This is a genomic window from Candidatus Streptomyces philanthi (genome assembly GCF_059553635.1).
The window spans coordinates 13,853-30,722 of the sequence record NZ_JCANQV010000002.1 but is presented as its reverse complement, the minus strand read 5'-3'; the positions used below and the strand labels follow the sequence as shown (position 1 = coordinate 30,722).

The window sequence follows — 16,870 nt, the reverse complement described above, 5'->3', positions numbered from 1 at the left end:
GCCCGCTCCCACCACGTGCGGCCCCAGGTCACAGGAGGGCCGGCCCGGACCGCGTGCCGCGGACGAGCTTGCCCGGCAGCGCCCCGGTCGCCGTGCCGTCGCGGAAGGTCACCTCACCCGCGACGACCGTGGCCGCGTAGCCGTCCGCCTTCTGGACCAGGCGCCCGCCGCCCGCCGGAAGGTCGTGGACGAACTCGGGGGCACGCAGACTGAGCCGGTCGAGGTCGATGACGTTGATGTCGGCCCGGTAGCCGGGGCGCAGCAGCCCGCGGTCGCGCAGCCCGTAGAGCCGCGCGGGCTCCCAGGTCTGCTTCTTGACGATGAACTCCAGCGGCAGTCGCGCTCCCCGGCTGCGGTCGCGCACCCAGTGCGTCAGCATCGACGTCGGCGTGCTGGCGTCGCAGATGAGCCGGCAGTGCGCCCCGGCGTCGCTGAGCCCCAGCACCGCCTGCGGGTGCAGCAGCATCTCGCGGATCGGGTCAAGCGTGTACTCCGCGTACCCGAGCAGCGGCCGGAAGATCATCCCGCTCGTGTCCTCGGAGGCGAGGAAGTCGTAGATGAGCGCCTCGGGCGACTGCCCGGTGCGCCGGGCGATGGCGTCGAACGACTGGTCGGCGGCGGGCTCGTAGTCCGGGGCGGTCGACGTCATCGGGAAGTGCCGCTCGTAGCCCTGCGGGAACAGCGCCGAACGGGGGTCGGAGTTCTCCGGGCGCTCGGCGAGGATCTTCTCCCGCAGCGCCGGATCCCGCAGCGCCGCACGCCGCTCGCGCGAGGGCAGATGGGCGATCCGCTTGTAGGAGGGACGCTTGTGGAAGGGGTGGGTGGAGTCCAGGCTGATGATGACGCTGAACGGCCGGCCCGCAACCTGCGGGCGCAGGTCCGCGCCGCCCGCCACCGCGTCCTCGGCGATCTGCAGCAGCTCGCGCCACCCGTCGGGGTCGTTGTCGTTCTGGAACAGCCCGAACGTGACGGGACGGCCGACCGCCGCCGACAGCCGGCGCATCCAGGTGATCTCGCCGAGCGGGTCGTCGACCTTCTCGCCGCCCGCGCCCAGCGGCACCAGCTGGAACACGCCGGTACCCAGCTCGCCGAGCACACCGCCCAGCGCGAACAGCTCGTCCTCGGCGGCGAAGGTACCGGGCACCGGGGCGCCGGTGATGGCGAGGTGGGTGAGGGTGCGCGAGGTGGAGAACCCGATGGCGCCCGCCCGGATGCCCTCACGGACCAGCGCGCACATCCGGCGCAGGTCGTCCCCGGTCGGCGGGGCGTTGTCGGCGCCCCGGTCGCCCATGACGTAGGCGCGCAGCGCGCCGTGCGGGACCTGCGCGGCGACGTCGAGCACCCGTGGGACGCGCTCCACGGCGTCGAGGTACTCGGGGAAGGTCTCCCACTTCCAGGTGATGCCCTCGGACAGCGAGGCGCCGGGGATGTCCTCGACCCCCTCCATGAGGCCGATCAGCCAGTCGTGGCGGTCGGGGTGCGCCGGGGCGAAACCGACCCCGCAGTTACCCATGACCACCGACGTGACCCCGTGCCAGCAGCTCGGGGTGAGCAGGGGGTCCCAGCTGATCTGCCCGTCGAAGTGCGTGTGGATGTCGACGAACCCGGGCGTCACGAGGCAGCCGTCCGCGTCGATCTCGGTCCGGCCGCGCCCGGTGACGCGGCCGACCTTGGTGATCACACCGTGGTCCACCGCGACGTCGGCGGTGCGCGCGGGGATACCGGATCCGTCGCACACCGAGCCCCTGCGAACAATCAGGTCGTGCACTGCGGTCAGGCCTCCTTCTGAGGGGACACGGGCCGCCGGCCCGTCCGCGCGAAGATCAGGTTCTGGTACGCGTAGCGGGTCTGCGGCTTGTGCGGCACGGGGGTTCCGTGGTGCAGCTCCCACGGTTCGTATCCCGCGTCCCGCAGCGTGTCGACCAGCTCGCGGCTCGACGGCGCTCCGGCCACGTCGAGATCCCCCACCTCCAGGGAGATGACGGGCTGCTGGCGGGCGAGCAGGTCGCTCATCCCGGCCAGGACGTGAGCCTCGGCGCTCTCGGCGTCGATCTTGACGAAGTCGACGTCGAGGCCCTCGGCGCGCACATGGTCGTCCAGGCGGACCGCCCCGACGGAGATCGGCTCGGACGGCACCCGCTCGCGCACGACGTCCGGCAGCCGTGCCTCGAACGCCGAGTTGTAGGCGCTGTAGCCCAGTCCGCGGTCGTAGAAGACGAGTTCTTCCCGCTTCGACCAGACCGCCGCGGGCACCACCGAGGCATTGGGGAGGCCGCGGGCGTTCGCCCGCAGCACCGACAGGGTCGAGGGCGTCGGCTCGAAGGCTGTCACGTGCCCGCCACGGCCGACCAGGGCACTGGCCAGCATCGTGTAGTAGCCGATGTGGGCGCCGACGTCGAGCACGGTCGCGCCGGGGCGCAGGTGGGACAGGAGGAAGGCGGTGAGGTCATAGTCCACGAAGCCGTGGCGGTGGATGGAGACGGACACCTCCTCCGGCAGCGAGATCGCCATCCGCTGTCCCCAGAAGGTCTTCGCGGACGAGGGACGGCCCTCGCCGCGGTGCCGTTGTGCGCGCAGCGCACGCGTGCTCGGGTACGACGTTCTGATCGGGTGCCGCAGGCGGTGCGTGAGCCCGCGGAGCCCGGCCGTGTGCGAGCGCCGGTCTAGTTCGGTCCGCCAGGCGGTTCGATCGGATCTGGGCATGGCACAACCTGCTCCGGGTAGGGGGCGCTGGAAGCGGGCCGGGGCGGGCGGCCCCGGCCCGTCGTACGGGTCAGCGGGGGACGACCGGTCTCGGGCGGTCCGGGCGCGCCCGGGAGTCCGCGAAGGGCGCCGTGCCCCACGCGCCCGGGTCGTTCGTCGCGAGCCGGCCCAGCTCGGCGTCCACCATGATCTGGGCCAGGCGGTCCACGCGCGTTCGCGCGGTCCAGCCGAAGTCCTCGCGTGCCTTGGAGGCGTCGCCCACCAGGGCGTCCACCTCCGTCGGGCGCAGGTAGACCTCGTCGTAGCGCACGTGGTCGTACCAGTTGAGGCCGACGTGGGCGAAGCAGTGCTCGGCGAACTCCCGCACAGTGGAGCCGACCCCGGTGGCCAGTACGTAGTCGTCCGGCTGGTCGAGCTGGAGCATGCGCCACATGCCCTCGACGTACTCCGGGGCGTATCCCCAGTCGCGGACGGCGTCGAGGTTGCCGAGGTACACGTGCTTGTCGAGGCCGGCCTTGATGCGCGCCGCCGCGCGGGCGATCTTGCGGGTCACGAACGTCTCTCCCCGCCGCGGTGACTCGTGGTTGAACAAGATGCCGTTCACCGCGAACATGCCGTGCGCTTCCCGGTAGTTGCGCGTCATCCAGTAGCTGTACACCTTCGCCGCGCCGTACGGACTGCGCGGGTGGAAGGCGGTTCGCTCGTCCTGCGGTGGCGGCGTAGCGCCGAACATCTCCGACGACGAGGCCTGGTAGTAGCGGATGTCGCTCCCGGACATGGCGATGGCCTCGAGCAGCCGGGTGGTACCCATCCCGGTGGTGTCACCGGTGTGTTCCGGCTCGTCGAAGCTCACCCGGACATGGGACTGCGCGGCCAGGTGGTAGACCTCGTCCGGCCGGATGCGCATCAGCAGCGTCACGAGGCGGCTCGCGTCACTGATGTCGCCGTAGTGCAGGATCAGACGCCGGCCGGCGTCGTGCGGATCGCGGTAGATGTGGTCGAGCCGCCGGGTGTTGAAGCTCGAACTGCGGCGGACTATGCCATGGACCTCGTAGTCCTTGCCCAAGAGCAGGTCAGCGAGGTAGGAGCCGTCCTGCCCCGTGATTCCGGTGATCAGTGCCCGCTTCACGGTGATCCTCTCGGTGGCAGCGCGTTCCTCCTGGACGGCACGACAGTCAGTCGTCTCTCTCCAGAGGCACGAACCTGGGGTTGAATCGCTCGTGGACGTACACCCGGCCCGCGTCGCCGCAGTCGATGACGTACTCCTTGCTCACGCAGCCGGGCGCCGGCCCCAGCGGCCAGGTGCCGCGTGAGACGGAGAGCAACTCGCGTTCCAGCGCCAGTCCCGTCCGCTTCAGGTAGGGGCCCAGGAGCTCCTCGGGCGGCGGGACGAGGCTGCGGCTGCCCCACTCGGCGACCACGACCCGGTTCACGCTGATGACGTCCTTGCCCGAGGTGAGGATCCGGGACTGGCGGTCGACCACCAGGGCGCCGGGGGCGGCTTTGAGGATGCGGCAGCCGATCCGCCGGACACACGCGGCGGGAACCCGCCGCTGGTGGTCGACCTCGATACGCACCCGTTCGCCCACCAGGGCGTTGAGCAGCACGGTGGTCGACCCGTCCGCGCACACGAGCATGCGCGTCTGCGGCGGGGCCGAGGAGAATTCCTGCAACAGTTCCGTCATATCAGGACCATTGCGTGCCGGGAAATGCCAATGCGTTCGGAGTCATGGCGATCCTGTCACTGGGAATCGTCTTTGTGGTGGCCGAAAAGTAGATGAATGCGCGGACCGCGCGGTGAGACGCCGGCGAAGTCTCCGCAGTGCAAGGTGCAAAGGGAATCGTTCAGTGATCGAATGCCATGAGGCTATGAGCTGCCGAAGGAGCGGGTCAAGCGGTGTCCAAATGCACAACGTTGTGCGGTCGAACACCACGGGCGGCCCTTCGAAGGCGCACCGTGAAGCCGGCCCGGAAAGGCGCGGCGCGCCTTCCGCACGGCAGGACGCGGCGGACGCCGCCTACTGCTGCTCCAGCCTCCTGGCGAACTCGTCCAGGTTGGACATGCACACCCTCATGGCCCGTGCCGCGATCTCGGCGCAGTGCTCGGGGATGCTGCTCACTATCAGCTTGTGATTCTTGTTGATGGCGGCGGTCAAACGCAGCCACTGCACCAGCAGGCGCCCGGCCTCGGTGTGCCGCACGGACGGGTCGCGGGCCAGCAGCTCCAGCGTGCGCTGCTGCTCGGGGCGCGAGGGCCCGTCCTCCCTCCGGGACACGGGCCGGTGCGCCGGAGGCCTGCCGGGGGTGTTCCGGTGAGCGGCGCGCCGGCGCACGTCGTGGGCGGTGGACGGCGAGATCCCGGCCGCGCGCGCGATCTCCCGCAAAGAGGCGTCCGGGTTCTCCCTGAGATACTGTTCCGCGATCCTGCGGTTCTCGTTGGGGTTCAAAGGGCGTGCGCGGCCGTCCATCCCGATGCGTTTTTCTCCCGGTCCGGCCGGCGGGAGCTGGTGCCGGATCCTGGTGACGGTCTGCTGGGCCAGTCCGGTGCACTTCGCAAGGGCCCGGTCGGACATCTCGGGAAAGGCCGAGATGATCCTCCGGGCGGCGGCCCTGCGTTCCTCGCGGGTGAGCGGAAGGCCGTGCGTAGTATTCGACTGGACGGCGAAAAGGAATGCCTCGCTGTCACTGCCGTGGAAATAACGGGCCCGGATGGTGGTGCAGCCACGCTCGACGCTGGCCCGCAGGCGGTGCATGCCGTCGATCACCCGCATGGACTCCTTGTGCACGATGATCGGTTGCAGTTCGTCGTCCAGTTCCACCATGAGCTGCACGTGCTGCAGGTCCTCACCGCGGAGGCGGGGGGAATCGGCGGGCAGCAGCGACGCGATGGGCAGGCAGACGCACCGCTCACTGACACGCCGATGGAGCGGAGTGACGTGATCGGCGCGGTCGTCACGTGGTGTGCCGGGAACTGTCGGCATGATCCCCCCAAGCGGCGATGGCGTGTACGGCTCACTGGCTGTCAGTATGTTCGGCTGAGTGCGCACCCCGGTTCCCGCGACCGTGTTCGCGGCCGCCGGGCGCTTCGCACAAGAGCCGTAGGCCGGTCGGGCTCCCCGGCACAGGCTTCGCCAGCCGTCGGGCGGGGCGCAAGTGGTTGCCCGGTTGTCCGCACAGCGGGCAACCGGGTACGAATCGCCACGCGTGAGGCCCCCGGGCGGCCGGAAACCGCCCGATCTTGTCCACCACGACGGCGGTGACGGACGATGTCCGTGCCCCGTTCCCGGCACCGGCCGGACAGCGGGTGCGTCACCGCCGCTCCGCCTCCTGGACGGGCCGCGGACCGCCGTGCGCCGACCGTATCCCGGGACCGGCCGATCACCGAACCGGAAGGGACGAGCCATGCCGTCACCCCTCACGCGGACCACCGTCGGTATCGTCGGCGCGGGACCTGCGGGCCTCATGCTCTCGCACCTGCTGGCCCGCGCGGGCATCGACTCGACAGTGGTTGACCACCGCACCCGGGCCCAGATCGAGAGCACCCACCGCGCGGGCATCCTCGAAGCGGGCAGCGTCCGTCTCCTGACCGGCAGCGGGGTCTCCGACCGGGTACTGCGCGAGGGGCGGCCGCACGCCGGCATCGAACTGCGTTTCCGCGGCACCAGCCACAGGATCGACTTCCAGCACCTGGTCGGGGAGAACGTATGGCTCTACCCGCAGACCGATGTGTTCACCGACCTCGCCGACGCGCGCGAACGCGACGGGGGCGACGTCCGCTTCGGCGTCACGGGAACCCGGGTGGCCGACCTGACGACACAGCGCCCGGGCATCCTGTTCACCGACGCCGACGGCACGGCGCAAGAGGTGCGCTGCGACATCCTGGTCGGCGCGGACGGGGCACACGGTGTGTGCCGGTCCGCGGTGCCCGAGGCCGCGCGCACACACTTCTACCGCGAGTACCCGTTCGCCTGGTTCGGCGTGCTCGTCGAGGCCCCGCCCAGCGCCGCCGAACTCGTCTACACCCACTCCGAGCGGGGGTTCGCACTCATCAGCCAGCGCACCGAGCGCGTGCAGCGCATGTACTTCCAGTGCGACCCGGACGAGGACCCGCGGGCATGGCCGGACGACCGGATATGGACCGAGCTCCAGACGCGGGTGCGCGGCACGGACGGCTTCACCCTCAAGGAGGGGCCGGTCACGAGCCGTTCGGTCCTGCGGTTCCGCAGCCTGGTGTGCGAGCCCATGCGCTACGGCAGCATGCTGCTGGCCGGAGACGCCGCGCACACCGTCCCGCCCACCGGCGCCAAGGGCCTCAACCTCGCCCTGGCCGATGCGCGGGTACTGGCGGAGGTGGTGCGCAACGCCGTCGGCAAACGCGACCGCACGCTCCTCGACGAGTACGGCCCCCGCGCGCTGCGGCGCGTCTGGCGGGCCCAGCACTTCTCCTACTGGATGACCTCGATGCTCCACCGCGTGCCCGGCTCGGCCGACTTCGACATCCGCCGCCAGCTCGGCGAGCTGGCCTCGGTGGTGGACTCCACCGCCGGGTCGGCCTTCCTCGCCGAGGCCTATACGGGGTGGCCCGATCCGGCGGGGCCCGTGGAGCGCGCATGACCGGGACCGCCCGGCCCCGGGAGCCGGCGCGACGGCCTGCGCGGGCGCCGCTGGCGTCCCGGCTGCCCCACGAACCGCCGGATTCCACGCGACACAACCGCCACCCCATTTGTCCCATTGCGAGCTCCTGCGCGGCGGGGGATCATCCCGTACATGAGTGATCACTCTTGGTATCCGGGTGGCCGGTCCGGCCGATTACCGCGCACGGCGGCCCGCCCGCCGTTGGCCGGCCCCCCGGCTGGTGGCTGCCGCGGCACAGTCACCGCACCGACACGAACCGTTCCGTACCACGACCAGGCGGTGCGCGCCGCAAGCGGCCGGCGCACCGCCCGCCCCGGACGCAGGGGGGCGTGCCGGAGGTGACACGACCCACAGGGAGCGACGGCCAGTTGCTGCAGTGGTACAGGAGGAAGGCCGGACTCTCCTTACCGCGGCTGGCGGAACTGGCGCACTACGACAAGGGCTACCTCTCCAAGGTGGAGAACGGCAGAAAGCCGATGAGCGTCGAGCTGGCGCAGGCCTGCGACGAAGTGCTGGGCGCCGGAGGAGAGTTGACCGAGCGGGCCCTGGCGGCCGCGGGCAGGGCCCGGCCGGGCGGACGGCCGCCGCTGGCCCAGCTCCCCGCCGCCCCATGGGGCTTGTTCGGCCAGGACGACGCCCAGGCCCGGCTGGAGCGGCTGCTGGTGGGCGGGGCCGGTGCCCCGGGCAGGGTGCCCATGGTGTGCGTCGACGGGCTGCCCGGCGTCGGCAAGACGGCCCTGGCCCTGCGGTGCGCCCACGCCGCGGCGCACCGTTTCGCCGACGGGACGCTGTTCGTGAACCTGCACGGTGACGGCCGCGCGGACGGCCCGCTGGACCCCGGGCGCGTCCTGTGCGGATTTCTCAGGGCGCTCGGTGTCCGCTCGGACCGCATCCCCGACGACGAACAGGAACGGGCCGCGATGTACCGGTCCTTGCTGTCGGGCCGGTCCATTCTGGTGGTGCTGGACAACGCCGCGACATCCGCGCAGGTGCAGCCGCTGCTGCCCGGGTCCGACGGCTGCGCGGTGCTGGTGACCAGCCGCTGGCACCTGGCCAGAATGCAGATCTCGCCCGATCCGGCGATGCGCCTGACACTCGGCCCGCTGGCCCCCGAAGACGCGGTGGACCTGCTCCGGTCCGTGATCGGCGCCCGCCGGGCCGGCGCGGAGCCGGCGGCACTGGCCCGTGTGGCCCTGCGGTGCGGCTACCTCCCGCTCGCGCTGCGGACCGCCGCGGTGTGGATGGCCGCGCACCCCCGCGTGAGCATCGCCGACTTCGACCGCCACCTCGAGGCGGACAACAGCTTTCTGGACCTCCTCGACACCGATGACGACGACATGCACGTCATCTTCCGCGGAATCCCGTCGCCGCCCCGGTGGCCCCCGTCGCAGTCACAGCTACGCCTGGAACCGCTCAGCTGTTCCGGCTGCCGGGAACTGCAGGCGAGGCGTGGCAGAGCGCGGCACGCGGTCCAGGTGGGCGCATACGACGGGTCCGAAGTCATCGGAGGGCTCGCCGCTTCCACCCCCGGCGGCCCCTCCGGGGGCGCCCTGCCGGGCCCCCGTCCGCCCGTTGCCCACGGTGATCCCTCGGCAGCCGTCCGGTGCGGCCATGCGCCGACGGCCGGCCACCAAGCGGAGAAACACGCCATGAACGGGTGACATCCGGGGCCGGCCACCGGGGAGAGGGGGCAGGGACGCCGGGCCGCTGCCCCCGACCGGCGGGTGCGCTGTGTGCCGTACGGGCCCTCAAAGGCCCGTTTGCCGCCCCGCCCCGCCCCGCCCCGGGGCCGGTGGGCGAGGCAGCGGCGGGAGGACCGGGTTCAGGGTGGCGGGAGAGACGTGGGACGGGCGGGGGCCCTGCCGGGGAGGCGAACGGGTGTCATCCGGGACGGGGACGGCGGGGGAGCGGTGGCCGGAGGCCGCGCCGCAAGGGACGTGTCCGGAACCGGCCGAGAAGGCCCCCCATCCGCAGGGCAGCCGGAGGCGGGGCCTTGCGCGCCGGCCGGCCGCGACCGGAGCACCCCGCTCGGCCGCCGCCTTCATGACGATTCTCGAAGGCCGGTGGAGAACGCCTCAAGGCGCCACCCGGCCGGCGTCCCGACGCGTCGCTATGGGAGGCGAGCTGTCAGCCGGTGGCGGCAACGCACAACGGACACTCTCGGCCGGAGGGGTGATGAGGAACTCGCAGAAGACGAAGTGGTGGGCGCTCGTCGGCATCATCGTCAGCATTCTCGTGCTCGGCCTCGACCCGGCAGAACTGAACGTCGCACTGCCGACGACGGCAGCGGACATCGGTGCGAGCACAGGCGAGCTCCAGTGGATCGTCGACTCGTACACGGTCGCCTTCGCCGCGTGCATGCTGCCCGCGGGGCTGCTCGGCGATCGCTTCGGCCGACGCAGGCTGCTGGTCACAGGGTTGGGAATCTTCCTGGCCGGCAGTGTCCTGGGCGTGTTCGCCGGCACCCCGGGCATGGTCATCGCGGCCCCTTGTGCTGCGTGAGCGGCGGGCCGAGCACCCGATGCTCGACATGAGCCTCCTCGGCAACCGCTCCTTCGCGTGGAACACGCTGGTGGCCGTTGTCGCGACCCTCGTCGTCACCGGCCTGCTGTTCGTGGTGCCGCAGTACCTGCAGACGGTGCGGGGCAACGACCCGTTCGGCACCGGGCTGCGGCTCGCCCCGATGATGACGGGACTGCTGGTCGTCGCGAGGACGGGACCGAAACTGATGGAGAGGTTCGGCAACCGGACCGTGGCCAGCCTGGGCATGGTGCTGTTCGCCGGCGCCATGCTGCTCGGCACCAGGACCGAGGTCTCCGACGGCTACCGCTACCGGCTGCAGATACCCCCCGACTCCGTCGACGTTCACCAGTACGAGCAACTGATCACCCAGGGCCGCACCGCTTTCGAGGACGGAGACGACCACAAGGCCGCCGACCACTTCCGGCGGGCCCTTGACCTGTGGCGCGGACCCGCGCTTGTCGACGTCCGCGTCGGGCCCGTCCTGGAGATCGAGGTGCTGCGCCTGGAGGAGAGCCGCCTTGGCACCGTCGAACGGCGTATCGACGCCGATCTGCGGCTCGGCCGGCACTTCGAGCTCATCTCCGAACTCACCGAACTGACCGCACGCCACCCTCAGCACGAGGGGCTGCACTCGCAGGCCATGGTCGCCCTGTACCGCTCGGGCCGGCAGGCCGCCGCCCTGGAGGTCTACCGCAGGCTGCGCGCGCCTGATAGAGGGGCTGGGCGTCGACCCCTCACCGCAAGTGCAGCGCCTGCACCAGGCCATTCTCTGCGTCGACCCCCAACTCGACGTCAACGCCGGCTCGCGGCGCACTTCCACCTTCAACCTCTTCGCGGCCTGACACCCCCGTGACGCCCGGAGGGCTTGCTGGTGTGCGGGGTGCCGGCTGGTCCGGGTGCAACAGGTTTGCCGCGAGGCGGAACTGGCGGTTCGACCGGGGTGGTCGGGGTGTGCGAGCTGGGGCTATGTGTTCCGTACGACGGCTTCCACCTCGGCCACCAGCGCGCCCTCAAGGCCGCCGGCAACCTCTCCGCGGCGCGCGCCGCCGCGCTGGCCACCTGCAACATGCCCTGGGCACCCCCAAAGGAGGCCGGCGTGCGTGTCCCGGACATCCGGATCGGCGAGACCCACCAGGTCAAGGTCCCGCAGCGGATCCCGCCCGCCCTGCGCGGCGTCCCGCGCACCCCGGGCGAGCTCCTCGCCCACATGCGCCTGCACGCGCACGCAGGGGACCGCTTCGAGCTCACCGTCACCAACGTTCATCCCGAGAATGCCACCGTCGACGGCGACGAGACCACCACGACCAACCGCACCACCGTGCCGCTCACGCCCGAGCAGGCCGAGCGCCCCGGCCTCCCCGCCGGCCCCACGTACGGGATCGGCGGCGTCGTCACCGACACCGGCGGCAACGACGCCGCGTTCACCGTCGCCTACGCCGGCCTACCCGCCCCTTGGCCGGGCCCGTCCCCATCGCCCCCATCGCCGCCCGCTTCCCCCTCGCGGGCGTACGGCTGCTGGCGGCAGCGCCCGTGCCGCTCGGTCTTCTCCGGGTGAGCGCAGACGACGCCGGTGTGGAACCGGGGGCAAGGTTCGCTCTTCGAGGCGGCTGCGGCACTCCAGCAGGTGGAGCACGGCGCCTTCGCTCCGCGGGAAGGAGTGCGGCGCGCCCGTGCGTGTCCGTAGGCGGGTTGCCGGCGGGGACGGCACGCCCGTCCGCCTCTCGGCCCCCCGCTGCACCGCCGACGTTGTGGAAGCCGCGCCGGCTCCGGCCCAGCCGGTGAGCACCCGGTCATGAGCAGCCGGCCGGCACCGGGCGGACCTGCTGTGGGCACGCCGGCCGTCGCGCGCCCGGCGGCGCGTTCGCGATCGGCCTGCCGCCGTCGGTCCTTCGTCAGTCCCGCTCGGCGAGCACGGCGGCGAAGACTTCGGCGAGGGCCGCGGCCGGCTCTGTCGCGGCGGACCGGCTGCGCCAGGCGACGAACCCGTCCGGACGGACGAGCACCGCGCCGCGCGGGCCGATACCGTGCGCCTCCTCACCGTTCTCCACGTCGATGTCCGTGCCGAGGACGTACGACCGGACGTCGACGCCCCTTTCCGCGCTCAGGTCCCGCGCGGCCTTGGACCACCCCCGGTCCTCGCGGCCGGCCAGGAGGACGAAGGCATCGCCGTACAGGTCGAGGGTGGAACCGCCGTCCGCGGTCGGGCGGTGCGGCGCCCGGGTGCCGGGTTGCGCCCGCAGTTCGACGGCGGGGAGCGGGGTGGTCTCATGGTTGCCGGGGACTGCCGCCGAGGCGTACCGGAACCCCATCGTCACCGCGGAGTGGTCGAGCATCTCCACCTGCGTGCCGCCGGCCATCCGGTCGCCGAACCGGGCGAACGCCTGCCGCATGGCGAGTTCGCCGTAGGGGCGCCGCTCGGTGTCGTACGTGTCGAGCAGCCCGGGGCCGGCCCGTCCGGTGAGGACGGCGGCGAGTTTCCACGCCAGGTTGTGGGTGTCCTGCACTCCGGTGCTCCCGCCGAAGCCGCCGGTGGGCGGCTGGATGCGCGCGGCGTCCCCGGCCAGGAACACCCGGCCCAAGCGGTACGACCGCGCGACCCGGGCGCCGATCGGGAAACCGAGCACGGTGATGTCGGTGCCCGGGATCTGGGGCCGCAGCGACACCTCGACGTCCTCCAGGCCCGATGCGGCCCGCACCATGTCCGCGACGCGCTCGGTGGTGAAGTCCGCCACCGACTCGCGCCGCGGGTCGTACCCGGTGCCGAACAACCATCGTGACCCCGCGTCGCCGTGCGGCATCATCGTGCTGAACGGGCGCGGTTTCTGCAGGTACGCGAGGCCGATCCGGCGGCCGCGCACGGCCGCCGAGAGATCCGCGTCCACGAGCGCGGAGATGGTGTGGAACAGCACTCCCGGTCCGTCGGCCCCGATCCCCAGCCATGCGCGGATCCGGCTCTTCGACCCGTCGGCCGCGATGGCGTAGTCCGCGCGGATCGCTCCCTCGTCGCCGCTCGCGCGGTCCCGGACCGCCACCGTGACGCCGTCGTCGTCCTGGCCGAGGGCGGTCACCTCGGTGAAGTGCCGGATGACGGCGCCGAGTTCGCGGGCACGGTCGCGCAGCAGGCGCTCCAGCCGGTCCTGGTCGATCCCCGTATAGGCCGAGGTGCTGTAGGCGCGGGGCTCGACGAATTCCGCCGGGGTGGCCTCCTGGACCGGTGCGTACTCGTCCGCGAGCGTGTCCGCCCGTACCAGCACGAAGTCGTCGTCCCCGCCGCTGAAGCTCTCCTCGCGGATCGACGGACCGAGCCCGGCCTGACTCAGGACCTCGACGGTCCGCGGGGTGATGCCGCGCAGCCTCGGGTGGGAGAGCAGGCCGGGGTGGCGCTCCACCACCGTGACCCGGATGCCCCGATGGGCGAGGAAGACGGCGGCGCTCAGCCCGGTGAGGGCGCCCCCGATGACAGCCACCTGAGTCCTGTGCTGATGCATGACAACAGAATCAATCATCCAGATGAACGAGTCAACCAGTTGGATGATCAAGTTGTGCGGATGGCAGAATCCCGGCCATGACCAGCAAGAAGAGCGACACCAACGCACGACGGGCAACGCGGCGCGCGCCGGCGGCGCACGAGCGGCAGCGCGACCCGGAGCGCACCAAGGCGGCCATCCTCGACGCCGCGACCGAGGTCTTCTCCGCCAAGGGCTTCGCCGGCGCCCGGGTGTCCGAGATCGCCGCACGCGCCGGCGTGAACCAGCAGCTCATCTCGTACTACTTCGACGGCAAGGAGGGCCTGTACCGGGAGATCGGCCGGCGCTGGCGGGCCTACGAGGCCGAGGAGATCCCCGACGACACGGACCACACCGAGATGATCAAGCGCTATGTGCGGGCCAGCACCGACCCCCGTCTCGGCGGGCGCCTCCTGGCCTGGGACGGACTCGCCGACACCGGCGAGGACGACGAGCACACGACCGAACGCAACGCCCGGCTGCAACACGAGGTGGAACTGATCCGCGCGCGCCAGCGGGCCGGCGAGCTCGACGACAGGTTCGACCCGGCCGCGCTGCTGCTCATCGAGATGAGCGCAGCCAACGCGCTCGCCGTCTACCCCCAGCTCGCCCGCGGCCTGTTCGGCGCGGACGGAAGCTCACCCGAACTGGTCGAGCACTACGCCGGGCAGCTCGCCCAGCTGATCGGCTGCCTGACCCGCGACGGCTCGGCCCACTCGGACTGAACGCCGGGCCGTCCGTGCGGACACCGCCAGGGGAACACCGGCTGCCGGCAAGCCAACGCGGCCGGAGCCCCGTTGGCAGCCCAGGGCATTGATCACCAAGTCGCTGCCGCAACACCCTTGCACAGGGCCACGAGCCCCGGCCCGCCCGCCCGCGGTGAGCCGCTCATCGCGTCCGCCGGTGCCTGCCCCGGCCTGGCCGATCCAGCCGCACAGAGCCTCGGCACGCACTCCGAGACCGGCAGCGAGCTTCTTGCCCCACGGCTTCGGATCCGTAGCGCGATCCCCCCGAACCGCAGGCTCACACCGAACAACTGCTGCGCCGCCGGGCCCAATACCCCGACCACGACCAGCCGGGCCGCGGCCGGACCGTCGCTACCCCGAACCGGTCGGCGGCCCGCCGGGCGGCCTGCTGCTCGACACCACCGGCTCGACGCAGGACGAGGCCGGCACCGGCGTCGCCCTCGCCACCGAGCCGGGGCAGTTCGGCCAGGCGGCCGAGCGATGTACGACCCGCGCCGCGGTCACTCGGCTCGCTTCCACGGGCTCCGGAGAATCAGCCATGACTTCCCGGGCCCGCCCCTGTGAAGTCACCCGATCCCACGACCCCACGACCCCACGTTACGCGTCTCAGTGGCGGCCGCAGTGCGTACGCTGCGAGCGTCTGACCGTTGTTCGAGGAGGAGCTGACCGGATGACCGACAGCCTTTCTGCGCCCGGCCCGCGCCGGGACATGGCGATGCACAACGACTGGTGGGCTTCAGGCTGGGACCACGTCCTGCCCCGCCAGGGGCTCCCGCTGACGATGCTGATCGGGACCGCGAGCCTGTCCGGTTTCACCGGCTCCCTGGACGATCTCCTGCAGGAGACCTTCGGCGGGTACTGGGACATGATCGGCGGCGACCTCGACGGCACGCTCACGTTCTCGTGGCCCGACGAGGAATGGGACTACGAGGACGCCCCGGAGGGACGTGAAGCATCCGAGGCAAACCGCTGGGAGCAGTTCGGCGCCATGCTCACGGCCGCCGGCTACCCCGTGCCCACGACCGTGCGGGACCTGTCCGAGCTCTACCTGACGTGGGGCCTGGCATCCCGCGAAGAGACACCGGACGGCACCCGATGGTCCATGCCCGCCGCACTGCCGCTGCCCGACGACGTGCTGCCTCTGGACGCCGACCTCACCAAACGACTCGACGGGATCCGCCGGACGATGCGCACAGAACCACTCGTCAACACGCTCATCAAGCACCTGGCCAACGACCTGGGCGAGCCGCAGGAGGTGCTCACCTCACTGGACCGCCTCGCGTCTGCCACCGGCCAGGACGCCGACGACGTCCGCATCGCCCTGGCGGAGCTCGTCGAGGCCGGTGACGCCCAGGTACAGCGAGGACAGGAACGGGCCGACACAGAACGACTGGAGGCGCATCAACGCTTCCGACTGGTCATGGACTGGGACCACTTCCACGAGACCCGGATGCACCTGAGCACGACGCGTGACTGAGACCGTCACCGACGCGGCCGGCACCCCGGACGACACCCCCAGCAGAGCCTGCCCGAGAGCGGTCTGACCAAGCGCCCCCGGGACAGGGACGGCACCCTCAACGACAGCGTGTTTCGACCTCAACGAGCCAGGCGCTCGGATGCGGAGCGCAACGAACCCCAACTGTCGAGTCTTATGCTGTTGCCCGGGTAAGTTCTCCATTGAGATGTCTGGAAGCGGTACTCGAACCTGGCCTGATTCACTCCTCATCGAGGGACACCAGGTGAGGCGTCGGGTGAGAAGCATGTGGTGGGGACGCTGGCCCACGTCGATCACACGATCGAGCGGTTGCCGCGCCTGACGCACGATTACACCGAGCACGGGACAATCACGTTCGCAAGTGAGCAAGGGCGACCGTGTGGACATCGTGTTCCAGGAGGTCGCCCCGCTCCCACAGGCGATCCCCGGCTCGTGGCCGACGCCCTCACCCGGCTGCGGCCGCGTTGGAACACACCCTGTACGCGGAGGTCGAGGCCGCTCTCGGGCGGCCCCTGACCGAAGAAGAGGCGAAGGGCGTGGAGATGCCGGCCGCGTGTGACGCCGCCGCCCTCGCCCAGTGGTTCGGCAACCGCAGGCGACGGCAGCTTCCGCCGCTGAACGCCGGCACGCCGCTCGCGCAGAGCATCGAGCGGCTGCAGCCATTCCAGCGCCGCAGCCCCGACGAGCATCCGCTGCGGCTCCTCGCCGTCTACACCAACGTGGCCAAGCACCGCGCTCCCGCTCCCGCTGTCGCGGCGACCCGGCTCGGCGCCGTGCACCCCGACGATCCGCACAGCGACTTGGCCGTCGCCCTTCCTCTCAGACACGGGCCCCAGCCGGGTGACGGACTGCCCTTGCGGGAAGGCGACGTCCTCGCCAGCGCCCCGCGCGGCGCCCGCATCCCCTTCTCCGTGTGGCCGACCGTGTCCCTTCAGCACCCCCACACCGGTATGTGAGCCATCGCCGCCAACGAACTGGAGTTCCTCGAGGATTGGGTGCGCACCGTGGCCATCCCCGTTCTGGTCTCTCCGGATATCCGGCCGGATCGGTGGTCTCGGTGTGGGAAGGGATGAGGCCGCTGGTGGAGGCGGAGCGGGCCAAGCGGGCGGGAAACGCCATGCCGGATCAGAACCGCTGGCAGGAGTACTTCGAGAACCTCTACCACCTGGTGCGGGAGACACCCGCGGACCAGGCCCGTGCGCGGACCGAGCCGTGGAGGCTTCCGCGCCCGTGAAGCCCGGCACGGTGCTGCTTCGGCCGGG

Annotated in this window: 13 protein-coding genes and 1 pseudogene; 8 read left to right on the top strand and 6 right to left on the bottom strand. The window is 71.6% G+C overall.

Annotated features, from left to right (window positions below; all coding sequences use genetic code 11):
- Positions 1-28 precede the first annotated feature (28 nt).
- The 5 genes from AC51EU_RS00725 to AC51EU_RS00705 all read right to left on the bottom strand — a co-directional run bounded on the left by AC51EU_RS00725 (position 29) and on the right by AC51EU_RS00705 (position 5,525).
- The gene (locus AC51EU_RS00725) at positions 29-1,768 is read right to left on the bottom strand and encodes an N-acyl-D-amino-acid deacylase family protein (protein WP_496264593.1); all 1,740 of its coding nucleotides are present in this window, start codon (positions 1,766-1,768) and stop codon (positions 29-31) included.
- A 5-nt stretch (positions 1,769-1,773) separates the two neighbouring features.
- Positions 1,774-2,511, bottom strand: coding sequence for an FkbM family methyltransferase (locus tag AC51EU_RS00720; protein ID WP_496264592.1), 738 nt, complete (start codon positions 2,509-2,511; stop codon positions 1,774-1,776).
- Positions 2,512-2,773: 262 nt separating this feature from the next.
- Complete coding sequence (gene gmd, locus AC51EU_RS00715; RefSeq protein ID WP_496264644.1) at positions 2,774-3,838, bottom strand: GDP-mannose 4,6-dehydratase; 1,065 nt, start codon at positions 3,836-3,838, stop codon at positions 2,774-2,776.
- A 40-nt stretch (positions 3,839-3,878) separates the two neighbouring features.
- Complete coding sequence (locus AC51EU_RS00710; RefSeq protein ID WP_496264591.1) at positions 3,879-4,388, bottom strand: hypothetical protein; 510 nt, start codon at positions 4,386-4,388, stop codon at positions 3,879-3,881.
- Between the two features lie 333 nt (positions 4,389-4,721).
- A complete protein-coding gene (locus AC51EU_RS00705; RefSeq protein ID WP_496264643.1) occupies positions 4,722-5,525 on the bottom strand; it encodes a ParB/RepB/Spo0J family partition protein in 804 nt (267 codons plus the stop codon).
- A 580-nt stretch (positions 5,526-6,105) separates the two neighbouring features.
- Here AC51EU_RS00705 and AC51EU_RS00700 point away from each other — a divergent pair.
- From AC51EU_RS00700 to AC51EU_RS00680, 5 genes and pseudogenes are all read left to right on the top strand, one after another.
- On the top strand, positions 6,106-7,317 hold the full coding sequence (locus tag AC51EU_RS00700; RefSeq protein ID WP_496264590.1) for a 4-hydroxybenzoate 3-monooxygenase: 1,212 nt from the start codon (positions 6,106-6,108) through the stop codon (positions 7,315-7,317).
- A gap of 389 nt (positions 7,318-7,706) precedes the next feature.
- Positions 7,707-8,999, top strand: a complete 1,293-nt coding sequence (locus tag AC51EU_RS00695) for a helix-turn-helix domain-containing protein (protein ID WP_496264589.1) — start codon at positions 7,707-7,709, stop codon at positions 8,997-8,999.
- A 514-nt stretch (positions 9,000-9,513) separates the two neighbouring features.
- Complete coding sequence (locus AC51EU_RS00690) at positions 9,514-9,840, top strand: MFS transporter (RefSeq protein ID WP_496264588.1); 327 nt, start codon at positions 9,514-9,516, stop codon at positions 9,838-9,840.
- Between the two features lie 328 nt (positions 9,841-10,168).
- Positions 10,169-10,703: pseudogene (locus AC51EU_RS00685) on the top strand (AfsR/SARP family transcriptional regulator); the annotation flags it as partial.
- A gap of 107 nt (positions 10,704-10,810) precedes the next feature.
- A complete protein-coding gene (locus AC51EU_RS00680; RefSeq protein ID WP_496264587.1) occupies positions 10,811-11,416 on the top strand; it encodes a hypothetical protein in 606 nt (201 codons plus the stop codon).
- A 337-nt stretch (positions 11,417-11,753) separates the two neighbouring features.
- On the opposite strand, the gene AC51EU_RS00675 is transcribed toward AC51EU_RS00680, so the two are convergent.
- Complete coding sequence (locus tag AC51EU_RS00675; RefSeq protein ID WP_496264586.1) at positions 11,754-13,328, bottom strand: FAD-dependent monooxygenase; 1,575 nt, start codon at positions 13,326-13,328, stop codon at positions 11,754-11,756.
- Between the two features lie 98 nt (positions 13,329-13,426).
- On the opposite strand from AC51EU_RS00675, the gene AC51EU_RS00670 reads away from it, so the two are divergent.
- From AC51EU_RS00670 to AC51EU_RS00660, 3 genes are all read left to right on the top strand, one after another.
- Complete coding sequence (locus AC51EU_RS00670; RefSeq protein ID WP_496264585.1) at positions 13,427-14,092, top strand: TetR/AcrR family transcriptional regulator; 666 nt, start codon at positions 13,427-13,429, stop codon at positions 14,090-14,092.
- Positions 14,093-14,783: 691 nt separating this feature from the next.
- Positions 14,784-15,590 (top strand): DUF6042 family protein, encoded by an 807-nt coding sequence (locus AC51EU_RS00665; RefSeq protein WP_496264584.1) that lies wholly within the window; start codon positions 14,784-14,786, stop codon positions 15,588-15,590.
- 482 nt (positions 15,591-16,072) lie between these two features.
- Entirely contained in the window at positions 16,073-16,564 is a 492-nt protein-coding gene (locus AC51EU_RS00660; protein ID WP_496264583.1) for a hypothetical protein, read from the top strand.
- Positions 16,565-16,870: the final 306 nt, after the last annotated feature.